General features: G+C 57.3%; 18 protein-coding genes and 1 pseudogene. 7 read left to right on the top strand and 12 right to left on the bottom strand.

Features of this window, described 5'->3' with window-relative positions; genetic code table 11:
• Positions 1 to 10: 10 nt before the first annotated feature.
• On the bottom strand, positions 11 to 1,648 hold the full coding sequence (locus GOB83_RS05885; RefSeq protein ID WP_165925525.1) for a carbohydrate porin: 1,638 nt from the start codon (positions 1,646 to 1,648) through the stop codon (positions 11 to 13).
• A 288-nt stretch (positions 1,649 to 1,936) separates the two neighbouring features.
• Positions 1,937 to 3,613, bottom strand: a complete 1,677-nt coding sequence (locus GOB83_RS05880) for an alpha-keto acid decarboxylase family protein (RefSeq protein WP_165925524.1) — start codon at positions 3,611 to 3,613, stop codon at positions 1,937 to 1,939.
• Positions 3,614 to 4,121: 508 nt separating this feature from the next.
• Here GOB83_RS05880 and GOB83_RS05875 point away from each other — a divergent pair.
• Positions 4,122 to 6,566 (top strand): membrane-bound PQQ-dependent dehydrogenase, glucose/quinate/shikimate family, encoded by a 2,445-nt coding sequence (locus tag GOB83_RS05875; RefSeq protein ID WP_165925523.1) that lies wholly within the window; start codon positions 4,122 to 4,124, stop codon positions 6,564 to 6,566.
• A 95-nt stretch (positions 6,567 to 6,661) separates the two neighbouring features.
• Here GOB83_RS05875 and arsC read toward each other — a convergent pair whose 3' ends face one another.
• Positions 6,662 to 7,012 carry an arsenate reductase (glutaredoxin) gene (gene arsC, locus GOB83_RS05870; protein ID WP_086646276.1) on the bottom strand — a complete coding sequence of 117 codons (351 nt, stop codon included), beginning with the start codon at positions 7,010 to 7,012 and terminating at the stop codon, positions 6,662 to 6,664.
• 35 nt (positions 7,013 to 7,047) lie between these two features.
• Here arsC and GOB83_RS05865 point away from each other — a divergent pair, with 35 nt between their 5' ends.
• Positions 7,048 to 8,808 (top strand): SulP family inorganic anion transporter, encoded by a 1,761-nt coding sequence (locus GOB83_RS05865; protein ID WP_165925522.1) that lies wholly within the window; start codon positions 7,048 to 7,050, stop codon positions 8,806 to 8,808.
• A gap of 87 nt (positions 8,809 to 8,895) precedes the next feature.
• Here the strand turns inward: GOB83_RS05865 and GOB83_RS05860 are convergent, their stop codons facing one another.
• Both GOB83_RS05860 and GOB83_RS05855 read right to left on the bottom strand, forming a co-directional pair.
• Complete coding sequence (locus GOB83_RS05860; protein WP_165925521.1) at positions 8,896 to 9,681, bottom strand: sulfite exporter TauE/SafE family protein; 786 nt, start codon at positions 9,679 to 9,681, stop codon at positions 8,896 to 8,898.
• A 39-nt stretch (positions 9,682 to 9,720) separates the two neighbouring features.
• The gene (locus GOB83_RS05855) at positions 9,721 to 10,647 is read right to left on the bottom strand and encodes an MBL fold metallo-hydrolase (RefSeq protein ID WP_165925520.1); all 927 of its coding nucleotides are present in this window, start codon (positions 10,645 to 10,647) and stop codon (positions 9,721 to 9,723) included.
• 106 nt (positions 10,648 to 10,753) lie between these two features.
• Here GOB83_RS05855 and GOB83_RS05850 point away from each other — a divergent pair, with 106 nt between their 5' ends.
• From GOB83_RS05850 to GOB83_RS05840, 3 genes are read left to right on the top strand one after another with little or no spacing between them, the layout of a single operon-like run.
• Positions 10,754 to 11,413 carry a peroxiredoxin gene (locus GOB83_RS05850; RefSeq protein WP_086646272.1) on the top strand — a complete coding sequence of 220 codons (660 nt, stop codon included), beginning with the start codon at positions 10,754 to 10,756 and terminating at the stop codon, positions 11,411 to 11,413.
• Positions 11,410 to 11,835: an ArsR/SmtB family transcription factor gene (locus GOB83_RS05845; RefSeq protein WP_165925519.1), complete on the top strand. Its 426-nt coding sequence runs from the start codon at positions 11,410 to 11,412 to the stop codon at positions 11,833 to 11,835. The genes GOB83_RS05850 and GOB83_RS05845 overlap by 4 nt, the downstream gene beginning before the upstream one ends.
• Positions 11,836 to 11,847: 12 nt before the next feature.
• The gene (locus GOB83_RS05840; RefSeq protein ID WP_165925518.1) at positions 11,848 to 12,426 is read left to right on the top strand and encodes a DNA-3-methyladenine glycosylase I; all 579 of its coding nucleotides are present in this window, start codon (positions 11,848 to 11,850) and stop codon (positions 12,424 to 12,426) included.
• Here GOB83_RS05840 and GOB83_RS05835 read toward each other — a convergent pair.
• Genes GOB83_RS05835 through GOB83_RS05820 form a run of 4 tightly spaced genes read right to left on the bottom strand, consistent with a single transcriptional unit; the run spans position 12,399 to position 17,108 of the window.
• Complete coding sequence (locus tag GOB83_RS05835; protein ID WP_086646269.1) at positions 12,399 to 14,009, bottom strand: TolC family protein; 1,611 nt, start codon at positions 14,007 to 14,009, stop codon at positions 12,399 to 12,401. The two genes, GOB83_RS05840 and GOB83_RS05835, sit on opposite strands and share 28 nt — an antisense overlap.
• Complete coding sequence (locus GOB83_RS05830) at positions 14,006 to 15,802, bottom strand: FUSC family protein (protein ID WP_165925517.1); 1,797 nt, start codon at positions 15,800 to 15,802, stop codon at positions 14,006 to 14,008. The genes GOB83_RS05835 and GOB83_RS05830 overlap by 4 nt, the downstream gene beginning before the upstream one ends.
• Entirely contained in the window at positions 15,783 to 16,832 is a 1,050-nt protein-coding gene (gene mdtN, locus GOB83_RS05825) for a multidrug transporter subunit MdtN (RefSeq protein WP_165925516.1), read from the bottom strand. Before mdtN ends, GOB83_RS05830 begins: the two co-directional genes overlap by 20 nt.
• Positions 16,833 to 16,835: 3 nt before the next feature.
• A complete protein-coding gene (locus tag GOB83_RS05820; RefSeq protein ID WP_165925515.1) occupies positions 16,836 to 17,108 on the bottom strand; it encodes a YtcA family lipoprotein in 273 nt (90 codons plus the stop codon).
• Between the two features lie 137 nt (positions 17,109 to 17,245).
• Here GOB83_RS05820 and GOB83_RS15175 point away from each other — a divergent pair.
• Positions 17,246 to 17,689 (top strand): annotated as a pseudogene (locus GOB83_RS15175) (HIT family protein); the annotation flags it as partial.
• A 15-nt stretch (positions 17,690 to 17,704) separates the two neighbouring features.
• The gene (locus GOB83_RS14760) at positions 17,705 to 18,064 is read left to right on the top strand and encodes an ArsC family reductase (RefSeq protein ID WP_253528444.1); all 360 of its coding nucleotides are present in this window, start codon (positions 17,705 to 17,707) and stop codon (positions 18,062 to 18,064) included.
• A gap of 56 nt (positions 18,065 to 18,120) precedes the next feature.
• On the opposite strand, the gene bfr is transcribed toward GOB83_RS14760, so the two are convergent.
• The 3 genes from bfr to GOB83_RS05800 all read right to left on the bottom strand — a co-directional run bounded on the left by bfr (position 18,121) and on the right by GOB83_RS05800 (position 21,729).
• On the bottom strand, positions 18,121 to 18,606 hold the full coding sequence (gene bfr, locus GOB83_RS05810; RefSeq protein ID WP_025826363.1) for a bacterioferritin: 486 nt from the start codon (positions 18,604 to 18,606) through the stop codon (positions 18,121 to 18,123).
• 166 nt (positions 18,607 to 18,772) lie between these two features.
• Positions 18,773 to 19,777, bottom strand: a complete 1,005-nt coding sequence (locus GOB83_RS05805; RefSeq protein WP_165925514.1) for an Lnb N-terminal periplasmic domain-containing protein — start codon at positions 19,775 to 19,777, stop codon at positions 18,773 to 18,775.
• Entirely contained in the window at positions 19,774 to 21,729 is a 1,956-nt protein-coding gene (locus tag GOB83_RS05800; RefSeq protein ID WP_165925513.1) for an esterase/lipase family protein, read from the bottom strand. Before GOB83_RS05800 ends, GOB83_RS05805 begins: the two co-directional genes overlap by 4 nt.
• Between the last annotated feature and the right edge of the window lie 24 nt (positions 21,730 to 21,753).

Below are 21,753 nucleotides of genomic sequence, written 5' to 3'. Positions count from 1 at the left end.
AGATTCGGGCTTACAGGTTGGCAATAACCTTAAGGCCCACCAGAGCCGCATCGGGAATGTGTGATGTTTCCCCCGGCCGGATCATGTATTCAAATTCTGGCTGGACGGTCACGCCGGGCATGGCGTCAATGGCGTAATACGCTTCAATCACATGGGAGTCCGTCTGTGGCCCCCGGACCTGCGCACCAAGCGACATACCTGCATCCAGTGCGTACATCTGCCCAAGCCGCTTGCGGTCGCTCACATGGTACCATGAATACAGGATACCCAGCCTATCCGTCAGGCGGGTGGGTATAAGCCCGTTAAAGGAGAGGCCGCCATAGGCCTCGTCCGAAATGGTTGAAACATGGGGGGTATTATGGATGTACCCCGCCATCAGGTAGCCGCCTGCCATCTGGTTGCGGCCCCCCATACGGTAGATCATCTGGTCGCCTTCAAACCAGAAAATATCCATGGGTGCACTGCGTTCGCGGCCGGGCTGGCTTAACAGGCTGGCGGGTTTGTTGCCCAGTTGGTCAGCGTAGCGCGATGTATCGTGGGCATAACCAAAAACATAGTGGCCGGGCAGGCGGTTGCGGGTCAGGAAGGGTTGCCAGGTAAATTCTATGGGCAGCATCATGCCTGTCGTATCCTCACTCCCCCAGGACCACCCGCTGGGATTCCCGTTGAGGGGGGAGACCTGATACGTCCCGAGCTGTACCATGGTGTCCCGCGTGGGGCGGAAGCGCACACGCGCCCCCCATGTCGCTTTTGGGTAAACGGAAAAACCGGGGTCCAGCTTTAGCGCCACGGGAGCCGAACAGGTGACCATGAAGGAGCAGATCAGTGGAGATGTCGCAAAAACATGCGTGAGCGACATGCGGCCAAAGGTTATGTCCATACGGTTGTTGAGAAACTGCTTTTCGGCGTACAGATCAACCAGATGCGCCACTACATGCCCGGAAAGGCCATAAACTTCCATGAGGTTAACATAATATTCGCCCACCATATCGTGCGAGACTTCGCGGCCAGCGCGGTTCATGAGCAGCGTATGCACTGACCAGCCTTCCAGCCCGGCCATTTTGCCCAGATCAAAATTCATCTGCAATGTCAGCTCATGCACGTAGTCCATGCCCCGTTTGATGCCGCCATTGATATTGCCCATGGCCTCCCCCTTGTAGGTAAAGGAAAAGGCAAACCCCTTCTGCTGCAAGCGGGTCCGGAAAGGCATGATCTGGGGTATAAGGTGGCTGCTGCCAGCTGTGGGCACGTAGTAGGGGTCCTCCATGTCCGTGCGGCGCTGGGCGTCCACCTCGGAGGGTAAGAGCCATGATGGCCCTTCATGCAGGCTCAGGGGCTCAAGGGTCATGATATGGTGCGGCTTTTTGGCGCCGTAATCATTCACGCTGGGAATGTTCATGGTTGCAAGGCCCGGCCAGGGGGCCACAGGCACACCGCTGGGGGGCAGGGGGGAGTTGAGCGGGCGTTGCAGCACATGGGGGTCGGGCAGGAGGGATTGCTCATCGCTCTGGCGCACAGCGTGCTCAACCAGCTCTGCGGAATTGGCAGGGGCGGGGGGAGGTGTTTGCGCCTGTGCGGACGTGGCGTGGCAAAAGGTCGCAAAGCCCCATGTGGCCAGAGCCAGCAGTCCTGATGGTTTTATGGTCATATGGTGTTTTTCTAATGTATTTTCATGCAAAGATTTTTTGGAAAAACACATTCAAAAAAATATGTTTTCCAATTTACTCTTGCCAGTTGCGTGGTGCGGAACATGCCGCGGCCAGTAATCCTTTTAAGGTCTGGTGAACTGGGCTTTGCGTAACATTATTTTTTTGAAAACTTATTATAAGATAACGTGATTTAAATAACGTCTCGGTGAGTTCTGCGGGTGTGGGTATAAAAAACGCCCCGGACCTGCATCCGGGGCGTTTCCTGAACGGAAAAATCAGGCTGTTTGTTATGAAACGTGCGGCTTGCGGGCATTGGCGGACGCAACGCGCTTGCCCCACTGGACCAGCATGTCCGTGCAGTCCGTGCGTTCGATCTGGCATTCAATAATGGTTGGGCCACGGTGGTTGGCCTGTGCCTTTTTAATGGCTTCTGCCAGTTCTGCGCCGGTTGTAACCGTCATGCCAAGGCCATGGCCTTCGCCAGCGTTGAACACGTTCATCAGACCGGCGTAATCCCAGTTCTTGATGTAGTTGTAAGGGCCGTCATGAATGGCAATTTCAATGACGTAGCCACGGTTGTTTACAAGGAAGATAATAACCGGCAGTTCGTAGCGCACCATCTGGGCGACTTCCTGCGCGGTGAGCTGGAAGGAGCCATCCCCCACCATAACAATGTGTTCGCGTTCCTGCGAGCCCATGGCGTTGCCAAAGGAGGAGGGCACGGACCAGCCAATATGGCCCCACTGCATTTCTGTTTCCACGCGGGCATGGCGTGGCAGATGCATGCGCATGGCGTTGAACCAGGAATCCCCCGTTTCTGCCACCAGCGTGGTTTTGGATGTGAGCATGCCGTTGATCTGACGGGTCATTTCGTCATTTGTCAGGCGTGCATCCGGAGCGGCGGGCGCAATTTTGGTGGGCGTGTATTGGGTGTCACGCGCGCTGGCGGGGCGATGGGGAGCTTTTTTGGCCAGAGCGGTCAGGAATTCACGCAGGGTAAAGCCCTCAAAGGTCTGCCCGCCAACGGTTACGCGGTTGGGGTCGGCCACCAGCACGTTTTCACCCTTGGGCCATGCGGTCCAGCCAACGGTGGAGTAGTCATTGAACACGGGAGCGATGCACAGCACGGCATCGGCTTTTTCCACCAGTTCCTGCGCACCGGGGGCAGAGACTTCGCCCCAGTACAGGCCACGGAAACTGGCGTGATCTTCGGGGAACAGCCCTTTGGCGGCGGCCATAATGGTCACGGCGCAGCCAATACGGTCTGCCAGTGCTTCTGTTTCGCTCAGTGCATGGGCAGAGCGGGTCTTGGTGCCAACGAGCATGACGGCCCGTTCGGATTTTTCCAGCAGGGCGACTGCGGCATCCACGGCTGCATTCAGGCTTGTGGTGTCGGGGGTCAGTTCTGCCAGCAGGGACGTAACCGGGCCGGGGCGTGCGCATTCTGCGGAGGAGACGTTGCAGGCGATCTCCAGATACGCCGGTTTACGCTCACGCAGCGCGGTGCGGATGACATGGTCGATCTTGGCCGGGGCGGAGGCGGCGTCTGTAATGCTTTCGGCCGCGCAGGTTACGTGGCGCACCATTTCAAGCTGGTAGCCGTAATCCGTGTTGCCCAGCGTGTGGTGCAGCACGTGGCCACTGCCGTAGTCATTGCTGTTGGGGGAGCCGGAGATCAGGATAACGGGCAGGTTTTCCGCATAGGCACCGCCAATGGCGTTCATGGCGGAAATGGCACCAACGCTAAAGGTTACCACGGCTGCGGCAGCCCCGTGCGCGCGGGCGTAGCCTTCTGCGCTAAAGCCACAGTTCAGTTCGTTACAGCAGTAGATCTGCTGCATGTCCTTGTTGAGCAGGAGCTGGTCGAGCAGGACCAGATTGTAATCCCCGGCGACCGCAAAATGATGTTTCAGGCCAATCTGAGCCAGACGGTCGGCCAGATACATTCCAACTGTATAGGTCATGGTAGATGCAAATTCCTTAAAAAATGGTCCTGCGCGCAGGGGTGTTGCATCATTTAAACGCGCGATGCCGTGGGAATGTCCAATATATGAAGCTGTTATAACCCATATGTTTCCAGTATGGCTTGGGGGCAATATGGAGGCATTTTAACGTGGGAGTATGCAAGTAAGTCTGATAATTCAAAGGTTTGCAAAACATGTAAGGACCACAGCAGGGCAGAGCATGGGAATGAGCGGGCTTTACGCACCGCGCGGGGTGCTCTGTGTCTCACCTCAACGTGATACAGGGCGGATTTATACAGTATAATTCGTATGAAAAACCGGGTCATATTCTTGTGCGTGGCAAGTCGTGATTTGTAAAATACGGAATTATTATTGACAGCATCCAAGGTCATGGAACACAGACCACCGTCTTTGCTCAGGAACGGCAGGGTGTGGGCAGCTCAAGGCGGCGCTAGCTGGCCTGCAGCCATGTGGTCTTTGGGAACTTAGGGAATTGGGAGAATAAGGAATGGATGAACCATTCAAAACTGAGCGCCGGATAACAGGGGCCGATATATACCGGGTTCTCTTTGCATTGCTGAGTGCAGGGGTGGGGCTTGTTCTGGCTTATGGTGGCGGGCAATTGCTGGTCCTTGGGGGCTCGGCGTACTACCTGCTGGCGGGGCTGGCTTATGTGGGGCTGGCGGCCCTGTTTTTCCTGCGTAAGCGCAGTGCGCTGCCGGCCTCCATTGCCGTGTTTGCGGTAACCTGCCTGTGGGCTTTTTACGATGCCCCGCAGATTGGCTACTGGGAGCTGCTGCCCCGTCTGGTTGTGCCCGCCATACTGCTGACCTTTGGCCTGTGGCTTGCAGCCCTCTTCCCCACCGTTCGGGCGGATGCACGGCGGTGGAGTGCATGGGGCGGTCTGGCCGTTATGGCGGGTTTGGTGGGTACGCTGGTTCTGGCGTTTTTCCCGCATGGAACACTGAGCAACCCTGACGCGCTGAGTGATGCCGCCAAGGTGGTGCAGGCTGGTGCGCCAGATGCCCCGCAGGACTGGGAGTTCTATGGCCGGAGCGCTGGCGGCACACGCTTTGCGCCGTATAGCCAGATTACCCCCGCCAATGTGAACCAGCTTAAGGTTGCGTGGGTGTACCGCACCGGCCGCCGTATAAGCGGAGGGGCTTTTGGCACGGATGAGAACACGCCCCAGCAGATCGGGAACGTGCTGTATTCCTGCACGCCAGAAAACCTGATTACCGCCATAGATGCCGATACAGGGCAGAAAATCTGGAAGTTCAACCCCAATGCTGTCACGGCCGAGCATGTAAGCTGCCGCGGCGTTGGGTATTATGACATGGATGCAGATACCAGCCTGACGCAGGAGCAGAAGGCTAGCTACACTGCACCAGACTGCCGCCAGCGTATTCTGGTATCCTCCATTGATGCACGCCTGTTTGCGCTGGATGCCCATAGCGGTGCAGTGTGTGCGGGCTTTGGCAATGCAGGGTTTGTGGACCTTAAAAAACAGATGGGTCCAACCGAAAACAGCAAACGCTACCACCCTACAGCCGCCCCCGTGGTTATGGGGCATCTGGCGGTTGTTGGCGGCTGGGTGCGTGACATCATGCCCGGTGAACCCTCAGGCGTTGTGCGGGCGTTTGATGTGCGTGATGGTTCCCTTGCCTGGGCGTGGGATGTGGGGAACCCCGATAACACGCAGGCTCCCGCCCCCGATCAGACCTACACGCTCTCCACCCCCAATGTCTGGACGGTGCCGACATACGACAAGGAACTCAACCTTGTTTACCTGCCAACCGGTAACGGCCCCCCTGATTACTGGGGTGGCGACCGGAATGCTGCTAATGGCCGCTTCGGGGCTGCGGTTGTGGCCGTGGATGCCGCTACAGGGAAAACCCGCTGGGTCTCGCAACTGATACACCATGATGTGTGGGATTATGACCTGCCCTCACAGCCGGTGCTGTATGATGTGACCAATGCACAGGGTGAGAAAATCCCCTCCCTGATCCAGACGACCAAGACCGGGCATATTTTTGTGCTCGACCGGCGCACAGGCAAGCCTGTGACTGAAGTGGTGGAAACACCGGTTGCCACAGCTCCCGCGGCGCAGGGCGAACACCTTTCCCCCACCCAGCCGTTTTCTGTTGGCATGCCCACCATTGGTGCGGACCCGCTGAGCGAGAGCGCCATGTGGGGGGTGAGCACGTTTGACCAGCTTTATTGCCGGATCATGTTCAAAAGTTCGGTTTATACCGGGCCGTTTACCCCACCGGGCGAAAAACCGTACATCGAATGGCCTAGCCTGCTGGGTGGCATGAACTGGGGCGGTATCTCGGTGGATGAAAACAGCGGGCTCATGTTTGTGAATGACATGCGCATGCCGCTGCGGATGTCCTTGGTTACGCGGGAAAATGCCCGCAAGTTCAAGGTCTCCACAGACGAGGTGCCGGGGTTCATGGGCACTATCCGCCCTCAACTGGCCGGACCGTATGGCGGGGTTAAAATTGACGTTCTGCAGTCCCCGCTGGCTGTGCCGTGCAACACGCCGCCTTTTGGCACCATGACAGCCATAGACCTGCACACCAAAAAAATTGTCTGGCAGGTGCCTATGGGTACGGTGGAAGACCTTGGGCCGCTGGGCATTAAAACCCATCTGCCGGTGCCAATTGGCATGCCTACGCTGGGTGGGCCTACCTCTACTGCCTCTGGTCTGGTCTTTTTTGCCGGAACACAGGACTACTACCTGCGTGCCCTGAACTCCCGGACCGGGCAGGAAGTGTGGAAGCAGCGCCTGCCGGTAGGGGCTGTGGCCGCACCCCTTATTTACCGCTCCCCTAAAACCGGGCGGGAATATGTGGTTATTTCTGCAGGTGGGGCCAGTCACTCACCAGATGTAGGGGATTATATTATCGCCTACGCCCTGCCAGAAGTTGCAGGTGCCGCAACGCACTAACAACTGTATGTGTTAGGCAGTAAGGGGCCTGTCCGGTTTATCGTAAGCCGGACAGGCCACTTTTTTATGCTCTCCACGCCGGGGCAGGCGCGTGGTTATGGCAGCAGTTCTTCCACCACACTGGCTGGGCGGCAGGCTTTTGCCCCTTTGGGTGTTACCACAACAGGGCGGTTGAGCAGGGTGGGGTGCTGGGCAATGGCATCCAGAATCTGGGCGTCTGTGACTTCGGGTTTGTCCAGGCCAAGCTCTGCACAGAGTTTTTCTTTTGTACGCAAAAGGTCGCGCGCCCCAAGTGTATCCTGGCGTGCAATCTCTTCAAGCTGGTCACGGCTGAGGGGTGTTTTAAGGTAAAGCACCACCTCGGGTTCTATGCCCGCATTGCGCACAAGTTCCAGCACGGAGCGGGACGTGCCGCAGGACGGATTGTGGTAAACTGTTACAGTCATGTTACATGCCTCTTTTACAAAGGCGCGATTGTTGCATGTTCTGCAAGGCTGGCAAGGGCCGACCCAGCCCGGAGCAGGCCAGCAGGGAACGCAGGGTAGGGCAGGGGGACTGCGTGCGTACATTAACCGGCTGGTGGCAAAAAACGTTCTCTGTCAGCAAAAATGTGTGGGCAGGGGTGTCTTTGGCATCCATGAACATTCCGCAGGTGCTGGGTTATGCGCGTATTGCGGGCATGCCTACGGTTACCGGGTTGTATACGGTGCTGTTCCCGCTGGTGGCGTTTGCGCTTTTTGGTTCATCCCGCCATCTGGTAGTTGCCGCAGATTCCGCCACAGCAGCCATTTTTTCCAGCGCCCTGTCGGAAATGGAGCCGGTGGGTAGTGCGGCCTATATCCATCTGGTCAGCGCTGTTGCCTTGCTTAATGCAGGGTTTTTGCTGGCGGCCCGCCTGTGCAGGCTTGGGTTTTTGGCAGATTTTCTGTCCCGCACTGTTTTGGTGGGGTTTCTGGCTGGCGTGGGTGTGCAGGTCAGCATGAGCATGCTGTATGACATGGTGGGGCTGGATGTCAGCTCGCACAATACCGTGGCCCAGTTTGTGGGGCTTGTGCAGGCTGGCGCGCACATGCACCTGCTCTCGGTCGGTATTTCCTGCGTGGCCTGTGTGATCTTGCTGTGTGGTGCTCGCTTTTTGCCCGGTCGGCCTGTGGCATTGGTGGTGGTGCTGGGGGCATTGGGGTTAAGCTGGCTGTTGGGGCTGGCGCAGTATGGCGTAACGGTTCTGGGGCCTATGCAGGGTGGCTTGCCGCACTTTGCGGTTCCTGTGGTGTCCTGGCATCAGTTTTTGGCACTTCTGCCGGTTTCTGCATCATGCGTTTTTGTCATTATTGCGCAAAGTGCGGCAACATCGCACGCTTTTGCTTACAGGTTGCATGAAACTGTTGATGCCAATGCAGATATTGTTGGCCTGTGTGCCGCCAATGCAGCAGCCGGGCTAAGTGGCACCTTTACGGTTAATGGCAGCCCAACCCAGACCGCCATGGCCGTGCAGGCCGGGGGCACCAGCCAGAAGGCCCAGCTTGTTTTTGCTGCCGTTACGTTATGTGTGCTGCTGTTTTTTACTGGGCCACTCCAGTATCTGCCCCGCTGTATTCTGGGTTCGGTTGTGTTCTGTGTTGCTGTGGGCATGATTGATACCGCCGCCCTGAATCATATCCGGAAGGAAAGCCCCGGGGAGTTCCGGCTTGCGCTGGTGACCATGGCAACAGTGGTGAGCATTGGTGTGGAGCAAGGCATTTTTATTGCGATTGCCCTCTCCTTGTTCCGGCATGTGCGGCACAGCTACCGGCCCCATACCATGGTGCTCAAGCCAGACCCGGCAACACAGGCACTTGAGGCCGTTCCCGTAAGTGCAGGAGAGCAGACGGCGCCGGGGCTTGTGGTTTACCGGTTCTGTGCGGATCTGTTTTACGCAAACTGCTCGCTTTTTGCGGAAGATATTGACCTGCTCCTTGCCAGTGCGCCTGCGCCGGTGCGCTGCCTTGTTGTGGATTGCAGCGCGATTACAGATATTGACTATTCTGCCGCCAGTGTTGTGCGCGATGTGCTGTTCCGGCTGCACATGCAAGGTGTGCGGGTTATTTTTGGCCGGGTCGCTTCCTATGCACTGGCGGACATGGAGCGGCACCATATTGTCAGTGCTCTGGGGGAGGGGAATGTTTATGCCCAGCTGCATCAGGCCATGGCCAGTGCGGAGCAAACAGTGGCGGAGCAACCCCGGCCACAGGCCCAGCTCTAAGGCTGATAGGTTGCGCTTTGCATCAGCTGCGGGTGCAGGCAGGTCAGTGCCGTCAGAATGGCTGGAAAGGAAGAGACGATTCCGCCCCTAGAACTGGCGGATGCTCTGCCAGATCATATAGGCGGCAACAACAAAGATCAGGCTGGCAAAAACTGTGGTCAGCCTGCCGGTAGAGCCTGCCAGCGCGCGTGATGCCCTGGTGCCGATGCTGCACCCAATGGCCCCACCCAGAATAAACAGCCCTGCCAGTTGCCAGTCCACATAACCGGAGAGCATGTAACTGATGGTGGTGCTAAACCCGAATGCCGCCACAGCCACCAGCGATGTGCCAACAGCATTAAGAATAGGCATGCTGGTGGAAGCCATAAGGCCCGGCACAATCAGAAAGCCGCCGCCAATACCAAAGAAACCTGAAAGCAGGCCCGTGCCAAACCCGCAGCCCATGACCTTGGGCGCGTTCTCCCTGTTACAGCTGGCACCCGGGCAGCCGGTATTATGGCGGCCACGGATCATGAGCACACCAACCCCGATCATGAGCAGGGCGAACAGGAGCAGCAGGTGCTTGCCATCCACAGCCTTGCCAAGGGACGCCCCCAAAAAGGCCCCGCCCACGCCACAGAGGGCAAAAATACCTGCACACCGCCATTTTACGGTTTTGTTGCGCGCATGCTGGGCCAGTCCAACCAGTGCATTGATGGAAACAGACAGGGCACTGGTGCCAATGGCGACATGCGCGTTGGGCACCCCAACCAGATAGACCATAAGCGGCACGGCCAGAATGGACCCGCCCCCCCCGACCAGCCCAAGGGTGAACCCCACGGTTGCGCCAGAAGCAATTTCCAGCGCGATGTGTAGAAGGTGGGGTGTTAACATGGGAACTCCGGGGTGTGCGTGGTCAGGGCGCTGGGGTGCTTACAGGCGGTTTACAGGGATTTTGATATAGCTAACCCCGTTATCTTCCGGCTCGGGCATGTGCCCCCCCCGAATATTGACCTGCACGGAGGGCATGATCAGGTTCGGCAGGTCCAGAGTGGCATCCCGCGTGGTGCGCATGGCCACAAAAGCTTCTTCGTCCACGCCATCATGCACATGAATGTTGTGTTCGCGTTCGGCCCCTACGGTCGTTTCCCACGCAAAGGTATCGCGTCCGGGGGCCTTGTAATCATGGCACAAAAACAGGCGTGTCTGGGGGGGCAGGGTTAGCAGGCGGCGGATGGAGCGGTAGAGCATGCGGGCATCCCCACCGGGGAAGTCCGCCCGGGCGGTGCCGTAATCGGGCATGAACAGTGTGTCCCCGATAAAGGCGGCATCCCCGATAACAAAGGCCATGTCCGCCGGGGTGTGGCCGGGAACATGCAGGGCAATACAGTCCAGATTCCCCAGCTTGAACTGCTCTCCATCCTTGAACAGGTGGTTGAACTGGGAGCCATCGCGCGCAAATTCCGTGCCGGCGTTGAATATTTTTCCAAATACCTCCTGCACCCGCACAATATCCGCCCCGATGCCCAACTTGCCGCCAAGCTGCTCCTGCAACCACGGCGCGGCAGAAAGGTGGTCGGCATGGGCGTGTGTTTCCAGCTGCCAGATCACGTTCAGGCCCTGCGCTTTAACATAATCCACAATCTGCTGGGCAGAGGTGTAATTGGTCCGGCCAGATGCGGCGTCATAATCCAGAACGCTGTCAATGACAGCAGCCTCCTTTGTTGCCGGGTCATGCACAACATGGCTTGCGGTAAAGGTGGCCGGGTCAAAAAAACTCTGCACCACAGGGCGGGTCTGTGGATGGCGGAGCATCATCAGAATCTGGGCCGTTGCTGTTGTGATGGCGGTGTCCGACATGGGAGACTCCAACTGTTTATAATTTACTGTAACAGTGTATATTTTATTTCACTAAATATGAAACCATCTTGCGTCAAGATCAGGATTTCGCGTAAAGGAAACTGCCATGAACGATCGCATAGCAGATGCCTGCCCTTTGGTGCCCCTCTCCTCGTCCCTGAAGATCGGGGATGCAGCACCTGATTTTACGGCCCGCACCACGCAGGGGGATTTTACGCTCAGCAGTTTGCGTGGGCGGTGGGTTATTCTGTTTTCGCACCCAGCGGACTTTACGCCGGTCTGCACCAGCGAATTTATTGCCATGGCGCGGGCTGTTCCCCAGTTTGAGGCCATGGACTGCGCATTGGTCGGCCTGTCGGTGGATAGCCTGCCTGCCCATCTGGCATGGCTGGAAGCCATACGGGTGCGTTTTGGCGTCACTGTTTCCTTTCCTGTTATTGAAGACCCTTCGCTGGCCATTGCTCGTGCCTACGGTATGCTTGATCTGGATGCGCGCAATAGCGCGACCGTGCGCGCCGCGTATTTTATAGACCCCAACGGTATTGTGCGCGTGATCACATGGTACCCCGCAACGGTTGGCCGCTCCGTGGCGGAAATGCTGCGGGTGCTGCGTGCCCTGCAACGGGTTGAGCGGGGGGATGTCATGACCCCCGAAGGCTGGACGCCGGGGGCGGATGTGGTGCTCCCCACAGGTCAGACACATGAAGATGTCATAGCTGCGGGGCCAGACTGGTTCATGAACATGAGCAAGGATACCGAGGCATGAGTGCTCTGGGGGTGGAAGAAGCCCGGCAGCTTGTGGAACGGATGAAGCTGTTTGCCCAGCCACAGCGGTTGATGATTCTGGATGCACTGCTGGAGCAGGGCTCCCTTGCCGTGGGGGAGCTGGAATCCTGCACCGGCATTGGCCAGCCTACGCTCAGCCAGCAACTCGGGGCTTTGCGGCGGGCAGAAATTGTGGTGCCAAGGCGCGAATCCCGCACAATCCATTACAGCCTTGCCAGTGAGGAGGAATCCCTGCGTGTGCGTGCCCTTATCGGGCTGCTTCGTGGGGACCGTGCTGCTCTGCCTGCCCTGCGGGCCGTATCCGAACGGTATGCCGCATCCCGCCGCACCACAGCCCAGCGGGAAGCGGAGGGAGGGGCGCAGTTCGCCTTTATCCGCACGCCAGATGTGCCACGTTCGTAATACGGGCAGGGGATGAGCAGCTCTGGTGCGCTGGTGCGCTGTGGGTGGGCCGAATCCAATGCTCTGCTCCGCGCATACCATGACCAGGAATGGGGCCAACCCGTTACCGACAGCCGCGCTTTATGGGAGGCGCTGGTGCTGGAAACCTTTCAGGCCGGGTTGTCATGGAATACTGTTTTACAAAAGCGTGAGAATTTTCGGCGCGCTTTTTGTGGGTTTGACCCGCACAGGGTTGCCGCGTTTACACAGGATGATCAGGCACGGCTTATGGGGGATGCAGGCATTATCCGCTCCCGCGCCAAAATTGCCGCGACTGTAGCCAATGCGCAGGCATGGCTTGCCATGCAGGAACGGGGGGAGGATTTTGCCACGTTTGCGTGGGGCATGGTGCGCACGGCACAGGCCCATGAGCGCGGGAGCGGGCTGGAGCCACATTCCCCTTTATCCGTAACCGTTGCAAAAGCCCTTAAGCATAAAGGGTTCCGCTTTGTTGGCCCTACAACCGTGCAGGCATGGATGCAGGCGGTTGGTATGCTGGATGGGCACGAGGCCACGTGTTTTTGTTACCGGGCAGGTTCATCCACCCCCTGATCTGGCACATTGCCAATGGCGCCGGTTGCAAAGCCAAGGCTGGCAGCTGCAATAAGGGCGGCATAATACGCATCCGACTGGGCGAGCTGGGCATCGAGCAGCCCGCTTTGGGCGAGTGTTGCGGGTGTTATGGACCCAACACCACTGCGGTAGGCTGTAAAGGCGGCATCAAAACTGGTTTGGGCTGCGGCTTCCAGCTTGGTGGCGGCCCGGTAAGCGCTCAACCCTGTGTGCAGGCCGTTTTCTGCCGCGACAATCTGCTTGGCGGAGTCGTCCAGCGTTTGCTCCAGAGTAACCTGTGTGCTGTCTGCCCGGTTCTGAACCTGCTTCAGCACGGCGGCACGCATCCCGCCATCAAAAATCGGGACCGAAATACCCCCCAGCACAAGACTGCTGAAGTTGTTGGAGGACAGATTAAGGGTTGGTGATGAATCTGACCCCGCACCAGGCACGGAGGAAAGCGCCAGATGCCCGGTTGTATAGGCCACGTTGCCGGTAACAAAAACTTTTGGCAAGAACTCGGCTTTTGCTGCCGTTACATTGCTGCGCGCCGCCTTGGCCGCAGCATAGGCGGCCAGTACATCCGGCCGTTGGGAAACGGCCGTGCGGATCATGTCATCCGTCATGCGCATGTCGTTAATGTTAAGTGGGCGCCCTGCCACGTCCTGCGTGCGTAGCTGGGTGGAGGGGGAAATACCCATGGAGGTCATGAGTTCCAGATACGTGTTTTCAATCCCGTTCTGGGCCTGAACCAGACGGAGTTCGGCCTGTGCGGTCATCTGCTGGGTCTGGGCGACATCCACAATTGTCCCTTGGCCCTGATGCAGGCGCGCCTCGGCTGCGGCCTGCACATTGCGGGCATTGCGCAGTGCCTGCTCTACCAGCCCTGCACGGGCTACGGCTGCGGCATGCGTATAAAAGGCCAGTGTAACACCGTAAATGACCTTCTGGTGGGCAGCGGTAAACAGCACGTTGCTGGCGAGTTGTAATTGGGATGCGGCATCAATCATGGCTTCGCGCTTGCCAAAGTCAAACAGCAGCCATTCCATGTTCAGCGTTTGCACTTCACCATGCCCGTTATTCTGGGTGCGTGGAGTGTTGGTGTTGTTGATAATGTTGCCAGCCAGCCCGCCGTTTTCAACACTAAAGGAGTTGTTGTTGTGCCGGGTGCCATACCCCCCAACAATGGAGGCCGTAAGGTGGGGCACGTAGGTGGTGCGGGCAATGCCCACGGCCAATGCGGCATCGCGCGCGGCATTCCAGGCCCGGCGTGTGCTGGGGTTGTTGGACTGGGCAATATCAATGAGTTCGGGCAGCGTATAGATGTGCGAGGTGTTGATGTTGCTATCTGCCGGGCGGGGGGCAAGGGCATGGTTTGCGGGCAGTACGTAGCCGGGGGGGAGCATAAGCCCCCGGCGTCCAGCCTTGCCGGGCAGAAGCTCCCCATTGGCGGCAATGTTGGGCTGCCAGGGCATGTCTGGCCGGGCAGGAGCGCTCTCAAGCGCCTGTGTGGCACAGCCTGAAAGGCCAAGCAGAAGGCAGGGAAGGCCAAGCAGGACCGGGGGCGGGGCGCGGTGTGTCATGTCAGGGCCTGTTCCATGTCCTGTATGTGTTGCTGAACGGCCTGTTGCCGGGAGGGCAGTAGCCCATCCTCGGCGGCAATGGCGGCCTGCCGTGTTAACGTGGCGTAAATGGGCAAAAGCGGCATGCGTGCACGCATGTGTTGGGGCTCGGCTTCGGCCAGTTCCAGAGCACGCTCCGCGCTGGACAGGTCTTCCTGAACGGTGGCAGCCAGCCGGGTATGTTCGGCGGGGTCGGGGGTGGTGATCTGTTTTTTTAAGGCATCAAGCAAACTGCTAAAGCGCTGGGCAATGGGGCCGTATGCGCTGGAGGGCCAGAAAGTGACAAAAACGGCGTAGGTTATAAAATTGCCAAGCAGAATACCGATAATACGGTCACGGGCCGTGGTCATATCTGTCGTGGGGCCGTAGCCTTTAAGGTCGCTCAGAAAAAAGGCAAGGCCAATCTGGAAGCCTGCATAGGCTATGCGCTCATCCCCATTTTTGATCCATGAGGCAAAAAGGGACACAACAAAAATCAGCAGTAGAAAAGCCGCAATATTATAAAGATGGGGCATGACAAAAATAATGGAGGCAATGCCAATGGCCCCTCCAACCAGTGCCCCGCTAATACGTAGCCGCAGCTTTGTTGTCATTTCCCCCACGGTTGGCAGGGCAACAATAAAACAGGTGATGATACAGGTGTGGATGCCCGGCCAGCTGAGGATGATAAAGATAAAATAGCTGATCAGCACAGCCACCGTGCCTTTGACGGCAAAGCGCACGTGTTCGGGGTTGCTGAAGGCATCTGGGGTAAAAAAGCCCGATTTTGGCTCAGGTACTGGTGTGTTCTGTGTTGCGGGAAGGACCGGCTCAGTAAAACCATGCAGCACATTGGCTAGTTGGGCCAGTGCGGGCGCATGGTCTGGTGCGTTGAGGCGAGGAATATCCTGCGGGTAGCCATTATGCGAAAAAATTTCTGCCATATCGCGCAGGGTTTGTGAAAATTCCAGAGTGTCTGGCTGTTCTTCCCCATCCCGAAAGGCCGTGTGGGCCAACGCAAGGGCCGCAACACTGGAGTAGGCGGACTGCTCCAGATGGGCAAGCGGGTCCTTGTGAAGAATCTTCTCCAGCTTTGCCATTTTCAGCAGTTTGAGCATGCCGCTGGCTCCTGCACGCAATGTGGCGCGGGCGTAGTCCAGCTGGTAGCTGTCAGGCTGTTCGAGTAATGTGGCGCATAAGCGCAGGCGTGCGGCAATTTCACGCATCATCAGTGTTGCGGGGGAAGGGCATATGAGCGGGCCGCACACAATCATCACCGCGCCGGGAACCAGAATGAACAGGTCGGCATAAAGCAGGGCGCGGGTTGCAATTTCCCCAATCGGGACCTGGTCGGCAACAACCAGGGCAAAGACAACAATCAAGCCCAGAAGGTAGGCAACAGGCTTGAGCTTGCTGGCTGACCCCAGAAAAAAGAAGCAGAAGGACAGCAGCATGATCGCCACGACCTGACCAAACGGATGGTCCAGTGTCAGATGGATCAGCACAAAAAGTAGTGCCAGAATGGCCACGATCAAAAGGTTGACCGCAACACCTGCCAGCATGTTGGTCGTGCGGTCTTTTTGCCAGATAGCCATGGTGCACAGGGCGGGCACGGCCACATCGGGGATCTGCCAGATCTCACCAATCAGCACGACCATGGTGCAGGCGGCGGCCATGCGCAGGCTGTGGCCGCCACGGCCCGGCAGGGGCGCGCGGATCAGCCACCATATCCGGGCCAGAGTGCTTTTGCCTGTGTCAGTCGCAGGCGGCGCCATGGCGTATTTCCACTGTGGCTGTGGCTCCAAGCCGCAGCAGTTGCGGGTTGGCCTGTTCCAGCCTGATCCGAACAGGAAAACGCTGGGCCACATGCACCCAGTCCATCTCCCGCGGGACAAAAGGCAAAGTGCGGCTCAAACCTGCGGAATCAGCGGAAAACACCCCCCAGCCAATGCTTTCCACATGGCCGCGTATGGGGGTGTTCCTGTTAATCATGGAGTAAACCGTGGCGCAGTCGCCCGGGTGAATGGCATGGAGCGTGCCTTCACGCATGTTGGCGGTAACAAACCAGCCGTCATTGGCGATGAGCGTAAACAGAACCTGCGAGGGAATAAGCACTTCCCCCGGAATAACCCGCAGGCTGGTCACATAACCATCAGCTGGGGCCGTAACGGTGGTCTGGCGCAGGGCGTACCGGGCTTGGGCCAGCGTAGCCTCGGCTACTTGCCGGGCGGCAATGGAGCTGTTCAGGTCCCCAACAGCAACCTGTGCTGCTGTGGCCTGCAGGTGGCTCTGGTCCAGAGTAATGCCCGAATCATGCAGGGCAACCTGAGCCTGATCATATTGCTGCCACGGAATATAGGATTTGCTGGCCAGTGGGCGCAGGCGCTCCACGGTGCGGGCGGCAAGGTCATGGTTGGTTTTGGCCCGGGCAGCCTGATTTTTGGCAATGTCGGCATTGGCGGCTTCCACGGCAACCAGACGCTGCTGCTGCTCTACCCCTGCCTGTGTCAGCGCCAGTCCGGCTGTGGCCTGCTGCACCGCCAGATTATAGGGTTCAGGGTCCAGCTGATAAAGCACATCCCCCTTCTTGACCGACTGGTTGACATGCACATTCAAAGCCTGCAACCGCCCACCAACAGTGGAGGCAATATGCACCAGCTCGGCATCTACCGTTCCGCTATCGGTGGAAGGGTAGGATTCATCCTGCCCCAGAACGTAGTAGCCAAGCGCAGAGGCCGCCGCAATGCAGAGCACAGCTACAGCAAGGCCAATGGGGTTGCGGTTGGAAAGGGATATTTTTTTCATGCGTTACGGCCCAAATGCCAAAAGCCAGAACAGCAGGCCCGTTATGGTGCCAAGCGAGACATAGGTGAACAGCCGCAGGCGGAGCAGGGCGTCAATATCCGTGGCAAGGAACAGCACGCGCAAACCCACTGCCACCAGAATGCCCAGCAGGCTGCAGAGCATCCAGCTGGGGAAGTAGGCTCCAGCCAGTGGAAAAGACGGGGCGCCCGCAACCTTACAGCCCGCCAGAGGCAGAAGCAGAACAGGTATGGCGCGCTGGAGGGGACGGTAGCGCATGGTTGTGGCATTAGGACGTGAACATGCTTTTACTGTCAAGAAAATGCAGTCATTATTGGTATTTATGTGCCATTTTTCGGATAAGATATAATTGTTAACATTACACTAACCCACACCAACACCGTAGAGGCAAAGTAATGACCCAGAATGTCATACAGCAGCGCGTGGAGCTTGCACGCAAGGGGGCCTACCCCAAGGTTATCGGCCGTATGGCATCCGGCTGGCTGGTGGTGGCCGATACGCAGCCGGTGGAAGGATACTGCATTTTGCTGGCAGACCCAGCCGTGCCCAGTGTGAATGACCTGCAAGGCCAGCAGCGGCTGGACTACCTGCAGGATGTTGTGCGGGTGGGGGATGCCTTGCTTGAGGTGACAGGGGCTGCGCGCATTAATTACGAAACATGGTGTAATCAGGCGCCATCGCTGCATACCCATATTGTGCCGCGCTATGTAACGGAACCGCAGGCCCAGCGATTACTGCCTTTATGCGTGGCGTATAATATTGCGCAGGCGCGGGAGTTCAATCTGGCAGAAGATGCAGCATTCATGCAAAAAATGCGCAATGTTTTGGGGATTGGTCCCGTAAAGGAGAACACCGTGTCTGGCGGATTGACATTATATGGCATTAAAAACTGCGATACCGTGCGCAAGGCCCGCAACTGGCTGGAAGAGCATGACGTTGCGTATATCTTCCATGACTACAAACTGGCCGGTGTTACCGCGCAACAACTGGAAGCATGGGCCGCACAGGTAGGGTGGGAAAAACTGCTGAACAAAGCAGGCACAACGTTTAGAAAACTGCCTGATGCCGATAAAGCTGATTTGACCGAAAAGCGGGCCATAGCCCTTATGGTCGCCCATCCAACACTGATCAAACGCCCGGTGCTTGAAACGCAGCAGGGTTTGCAGGTGGGCTTTAAGCCGGAGCTTTACGCTGCGGCATTGGGTAAAAACTAAGCAGGTAAAAGCAGGCTGCTGCCCGGCTCGTTATAAGCCGGGCAGCAGGGCAATTTTTATTCCTGCTCAGGAGCGGAGGCGGAGTTGAGCTGGATGTAACGCTCAACGCCAATCTGCTTGATCAGGTCGAACTGGCGATCAATGAAGTCTTCATGTTCTTCTTCATTGGACAGGATTTTCAGCAGCAGGTCGCGGGATACGAAGTCACGCACGCTTTCGCAGTACGCAATGCCTTCGCGCAGGTCGCTCATGGCCTTTTCTTCCAGCTTCATGTCGCATTCAAGGATTTCCTTGACGTCCTGACCGATCAGAATCGTGTTCAGGCGCTGCACGTTGGGCAGGCCGCCCAGGTACAGAATGCGTTCGATCAGCCAGTCAGCGTGACGCATTTCCTCAATGGATTCTTCGTATTCTTTTTTGCCCAGCAGGGTCACGCCCCAGTGGCGCAGGGTGCGGGCATGCAGAAAATACTGGTTGATGGCGGTCAGCTCGTTGGTGAGCTGGATGTTCAGGTGTTCAATAACTTTAGGGTCTTTGACCATGGTGGCTTACTCTCGATTACAAAAGGAACTGAAGCGGACCATAATATAAAACGCAACCACTCGCAAACAAAAAAATGTTCAAAATCAAGTGCTTTTGGAAAAATAATTATCACTTGCAACAAACTTACTTCTAAATGCGAGCGATATGCATGTATTTCCGTTGTTTTTATTTATTCGCAAGTGCGAGCGGGAGGGATTCCCGTATTTCATTAGAGTAATTCGCATCTGGCACAGCATTTGCAGGGCGCTTTATTCGGCTGAGTTCGTGGAGCGTGGCAAAATCATAGTGTGTGTTCAGTAGCCCCAGATCATAGGCAAGGGAGGCTGTGTACCCGCTCAGCAGCACCCGCCAGTCCAGCCGGTAACGGGTGCGGGCATTGGCACGGGCCAGAATTTCGGTCGTGCAGTTGTCCATAAGCGTATTGTACCACCGTGGGGTGGTGGTCAGTTTGTGTATTTCCGTCAGGTAGTTTTTAAAAACGGCTTCCCGGGTCTGGGCAGAAAGTTCCAGCCGGTAAAGATACACACGTTCTTTGCGTATATCCGTGCGCACACCAATCAGGTCGCGTTCATCGGCTGTAACGTAGGTCAGTTCATAATGATGGAAAAAACCGGCGATGGTGGAATAGGAAAACTTTTTCTGGCGGCGTGTTTCAATGGAAACGGCAAGGTGCCGGCCATCATCAAACCCGAAGGACAGGAACACATGGGCAATGCTGTCCCCCGCCCAGTAAGACGTTATCAGGTCTATGGTGGCAAGGTGGTCCAGATCAAAGTCCGCGTTGTAATAGTGCGGGGTATAATCGGTTTCGGTTTTATAGGTAAAATCCCGGATATTGCGCACATGGACCATACGACCATCCTGTATGGCATCGGCCAGCACGGCATATTCCCCGGCCCATTCGCGGTTATTGCTGGGGAGGTTGGTGCAGAACCATATGGCAAAGCCCGCACAAAGCCCACACAGGGCTGCAATGCGGCGTATGGGCTGGCGGATACAGGATGTTGCCACAAACAGTAGCCCGCACAGGCCGGTTGCCCCAAGGCGCAGCAGGTCTGGCTCAAGCGTGGAATAGTAAAGGGCCGCACAGGCATAGACTGCAAAAAGCAGGGTTATTGCGGTCAGTTTCCAGTGTCTTGTGTGGCGGCTGCGGTGTTTGCGCATGATCATGGCTTTGCCCATGTGGCGGGGATGACGTAATCCCCACCAATACGCATGATGTTGGTGTGGTTTATATCCCCCTTAACGTGCAGGTCGGGTATGGTGGCTGCTAACTGTTGCAGCAGAATACGGCGTACTTCGGCAATGGTGATCGGGTTGGCCTGTGTGGAGTGGCCCGAATTGCGCACAACCAGTTCGCTCTGCACCCGTGGGTCATGTGCACTGGCGTAAGCCACCACACCATCATCCGCATTTTCCAGCGCCCCGTTGCCCAGCACGGGAATAATGGAGTGGCTCTGCACATCCGGCACAACAGGAACAGTCGCCAGCGCCTGTATGAACGCACTGCGGGGGGACATGCCATAAACACTGCCAAAACGGCTGGGGCTCATGTCCACCTTGAGCGCGCCGGTGTTGCCCTCAAGGACCTGCTGGGTCACTTCCGTAATGGCTGCGGGAAAAGTGACCATCCGTCCTATAAGGTGCGCAATGGAAAAGTCGGCCAGATAACTGCCATGTTGTGGAGTGGAGATAAACACAACACTTTTGACTTCAGGCATGGGGGTAGGGAAAAGAGCCTGTTCCAGAAACTGCCGTACATTGGGTGAAAGGTGGAGGCTGGAGAGCGCGCGGTGGGTCAGCCCGTTCCACAGGGCATCATGCGGGTCAATGGCCAGCATTTTTGCCAAAAGTCCGCCCTGGCTGTGCCCGATCAGGGTAATCTGCCCCAGTGCCGGGTCTGCCTGCGTGCCACCAAGGTCATGGATGGTGCGGTTCAGGGCATCGCGGAGTTGCAAGGCGGAGTAGGGGATAGGGTTGCCCGTGGCGTAGGAGAAAAACCAGAACTCATAATGTGCGCGTATCTGCGGGTCTTCCAGCAGGTCATTGACCATATCTGCCCAGCGTCCGGGGCTGGAGGCCGTGCCATGCACCAGCACAACGGGCATATGGCCATACTGGTGCGGTTCTATGGCAATAAGCTGGGCACGTTTGTTAAAGAGATTGCCATCCAGAAAACCCTTGTATTCCACGGACCAGTCAACCGCGTTGCTCAGGCTGATCGCGCGGGAGGCGGTCTGGTCATATTGTAGGGGAATAACACCGTCTGTGGTTGGCAGGCTGCTTGTTGTGTCAATGGTTGCCAGTGTCAGGCGCGCATCAATATGGTTTGTAAAAATCTGCTCGCGTGGGTTGGGGATTTCCAGCAGCAGGTTAACGGGAATACGCAGCTTGTCGGTAATGGAGAAGGAAATCTGGCTGTTTTCTGGTGGGTGGGGTACTGCTGCCAGTGGCACCCCCAGCCCCGCCCTGCGATAGATATTTTTTATCCCCCGCACCGAAAGGCGCGCTGTAGGGCGGAAGTCGGTCAGCGTATAGCCGTACCATTCCTTCTGCGCGGGGGTGGTGGACAGGTCCAGCGTGCCGAAGGGGAGCGTCCAGCGTTGTGGTGCCACCTCCACAGGGTTGCCCAGTGCTTCGGTCAGGCCAAACATGTAAAGATCACACGCCTGGCGGAAATGTACGTCATACGGGTTGGGTTTTGCGTTATCCGGCCCGTTGGGGTTCAGGTAGGCATAGGCGTACAGGGCTGCCGCCATAAAGGCCGCACGGTCCGTGTTCTGGCGACCCAGTAGGTAGTTCAGTTCCGCAAGGGCAAAAAGCTGGTCCTGCAGGTCGGGGGTGTAAAACTGCGCCTGTGTGCTGGCGCGCAGGATGGCCAGTGCCTGTTCGGGATTTTTCTTCCATATGGCCAACAGGTTCTGGCGCTCAAGCACAATACGGGTGGTGTTGCTCAGTTTCTGCCCGCTCAGTGTGCTCTGGCTGCGTTCCTTGTAGCTGTCTGTCAGGCTCAGGCGCTGCACGGTAATGGGGGCCGCACAGCCTGAAACGGCCAGACAGACCGCGACCCACGAAAAACGGGAACACAGAGCGCTGGATAAAGTGCTGGAAAAAGCGGGCATCCGATTCTCGGTTTTAAATCGCGG

The sequence above is a fragment of the Acetobacter fabarum genome (assembly GCF_011516925.1).
Lineage (GTDB): Bacteria > Pseudomonadota > Alphaproteobacteria > Acetobacterales > Acetobacteraceae > Acetobacter > Acetobacter fabarum.
This window is presented reverse-complemented; position numbering and strand designations above follow the sequence as displayed.

Coding starts and splice junctions, on each gene's coding strand:
- GOB83_RS05885 (WP_165925525.1), bottom strand. CDS start 1,648: ATGACCATAAAACCATCAGGACTGCTGGCTCTGGCCACATGGGGCTTT.
- GOB83_RS05880 (WP_165925524.1), bottom strand. CDS start 3,613: ATGACCTATACAGTTGGAATGTATCTGGCCGACCGTCTGGCTCAGATT.
- GOB83_RS05875 (WP_165925523.1), top strand. CDS start 4,122: ATGGATGAACCATTCAAAACTGAGCGCCGGATAACAGGGGCCGATATA.
- arsC (WP_086646276.1), bottom strand. CDS start 7,012: ATGACTGTAACAGTTTACCACAATCCGTCCTGCGGCACGTCCCGCTCC.
- GOB83_RS05865 (WP_165925522.1), top strand. CDS start 7,048: ATGTTCTGCAAGGCTGGCAAGGGCCGACCCAGCCCGGAGCAGGCCAGC.
- GOB83_RS05860 (WP_165925521.1), bottom strand. CDS start 9,681: ATGTTAACACCCCACCTTCTACACATCGCGCTGGAAATTGCTTCTGGC.
- GOB83_RS05855 (WP_165925520.1), bottom strand. CDS start 10,647: ATGTCGGACACCGCCATCACAACAGCAACGGCCCAGATTCTGATGATG.
- GOB83_RS05850 (WP_086646272.1), top strand. CDS start 10,754: ATGAACGATCGCATAGCAGATGCCTGCCCTTTGGTGCCCCTCTCCTCG.
- GOB83_RS05845 (WP_165925519.1), top strand. CDS start 11,410: ATGAGTGCTCTGGGGGTGGAAGAAGCCCGGCAGCTTGTGGAACGGATG.
- GOB83_RS05840 (WP_165925518.1), top strand. CDS start 11,848: ATGAGCAGCTCTGGTGCGCTGGTGCGCTGTGGGTGGGCCGAATCCAAT.
- GOB83_RS05835 (WP_086646269.1), bottom strand. CDS start 14,009: ATGACACACCGCGCCCCGCCCCCGGTCCTGCTTGGCCTTCCCTGCCTT.
- GOB83_RS05830 (WP_165925517.1), bottom strand. CDS start 15,802: ATGGCGCCGCCTGCGACTGACACAGGCAAAAGCACTCTGGCCCGGATA.
- mdtN (WP_165925516.1), bottom strand. CDS start 16,832: ATGAAAAAAATATCCCTTTCCAACCGCAACCCCATTGGCCTTGCTGTA.
- GOB83_RS05820 (WP_165925515.1), bottom strand. CDS start 17,108: ATGCGCTACCGTCCCCTCCAGCGCGCCATACCTGTTCTGCTTCTGCCT.
- bfr (WP_025826363.1), bottom strand. CDS start 18,606: ATGGTCAAAGACCCTAAAGTTATTGAACACCTGAACATCCAGCTCACC.
- GOB83_RS05805 (WP_165925514.1), bottom strand. CDS start 19,777: ATGATCATGCGCAAACACCGCAGCCGCCACACAAGACACTGGAAACTG.
- GOB83_RS05800 (WP_165925513.1), bottom strand. CDS start 21,729: ATGCCCGCTTTTTCCAGCACTTTATCCAGCGCTCTGTGTTCCCGTTTT.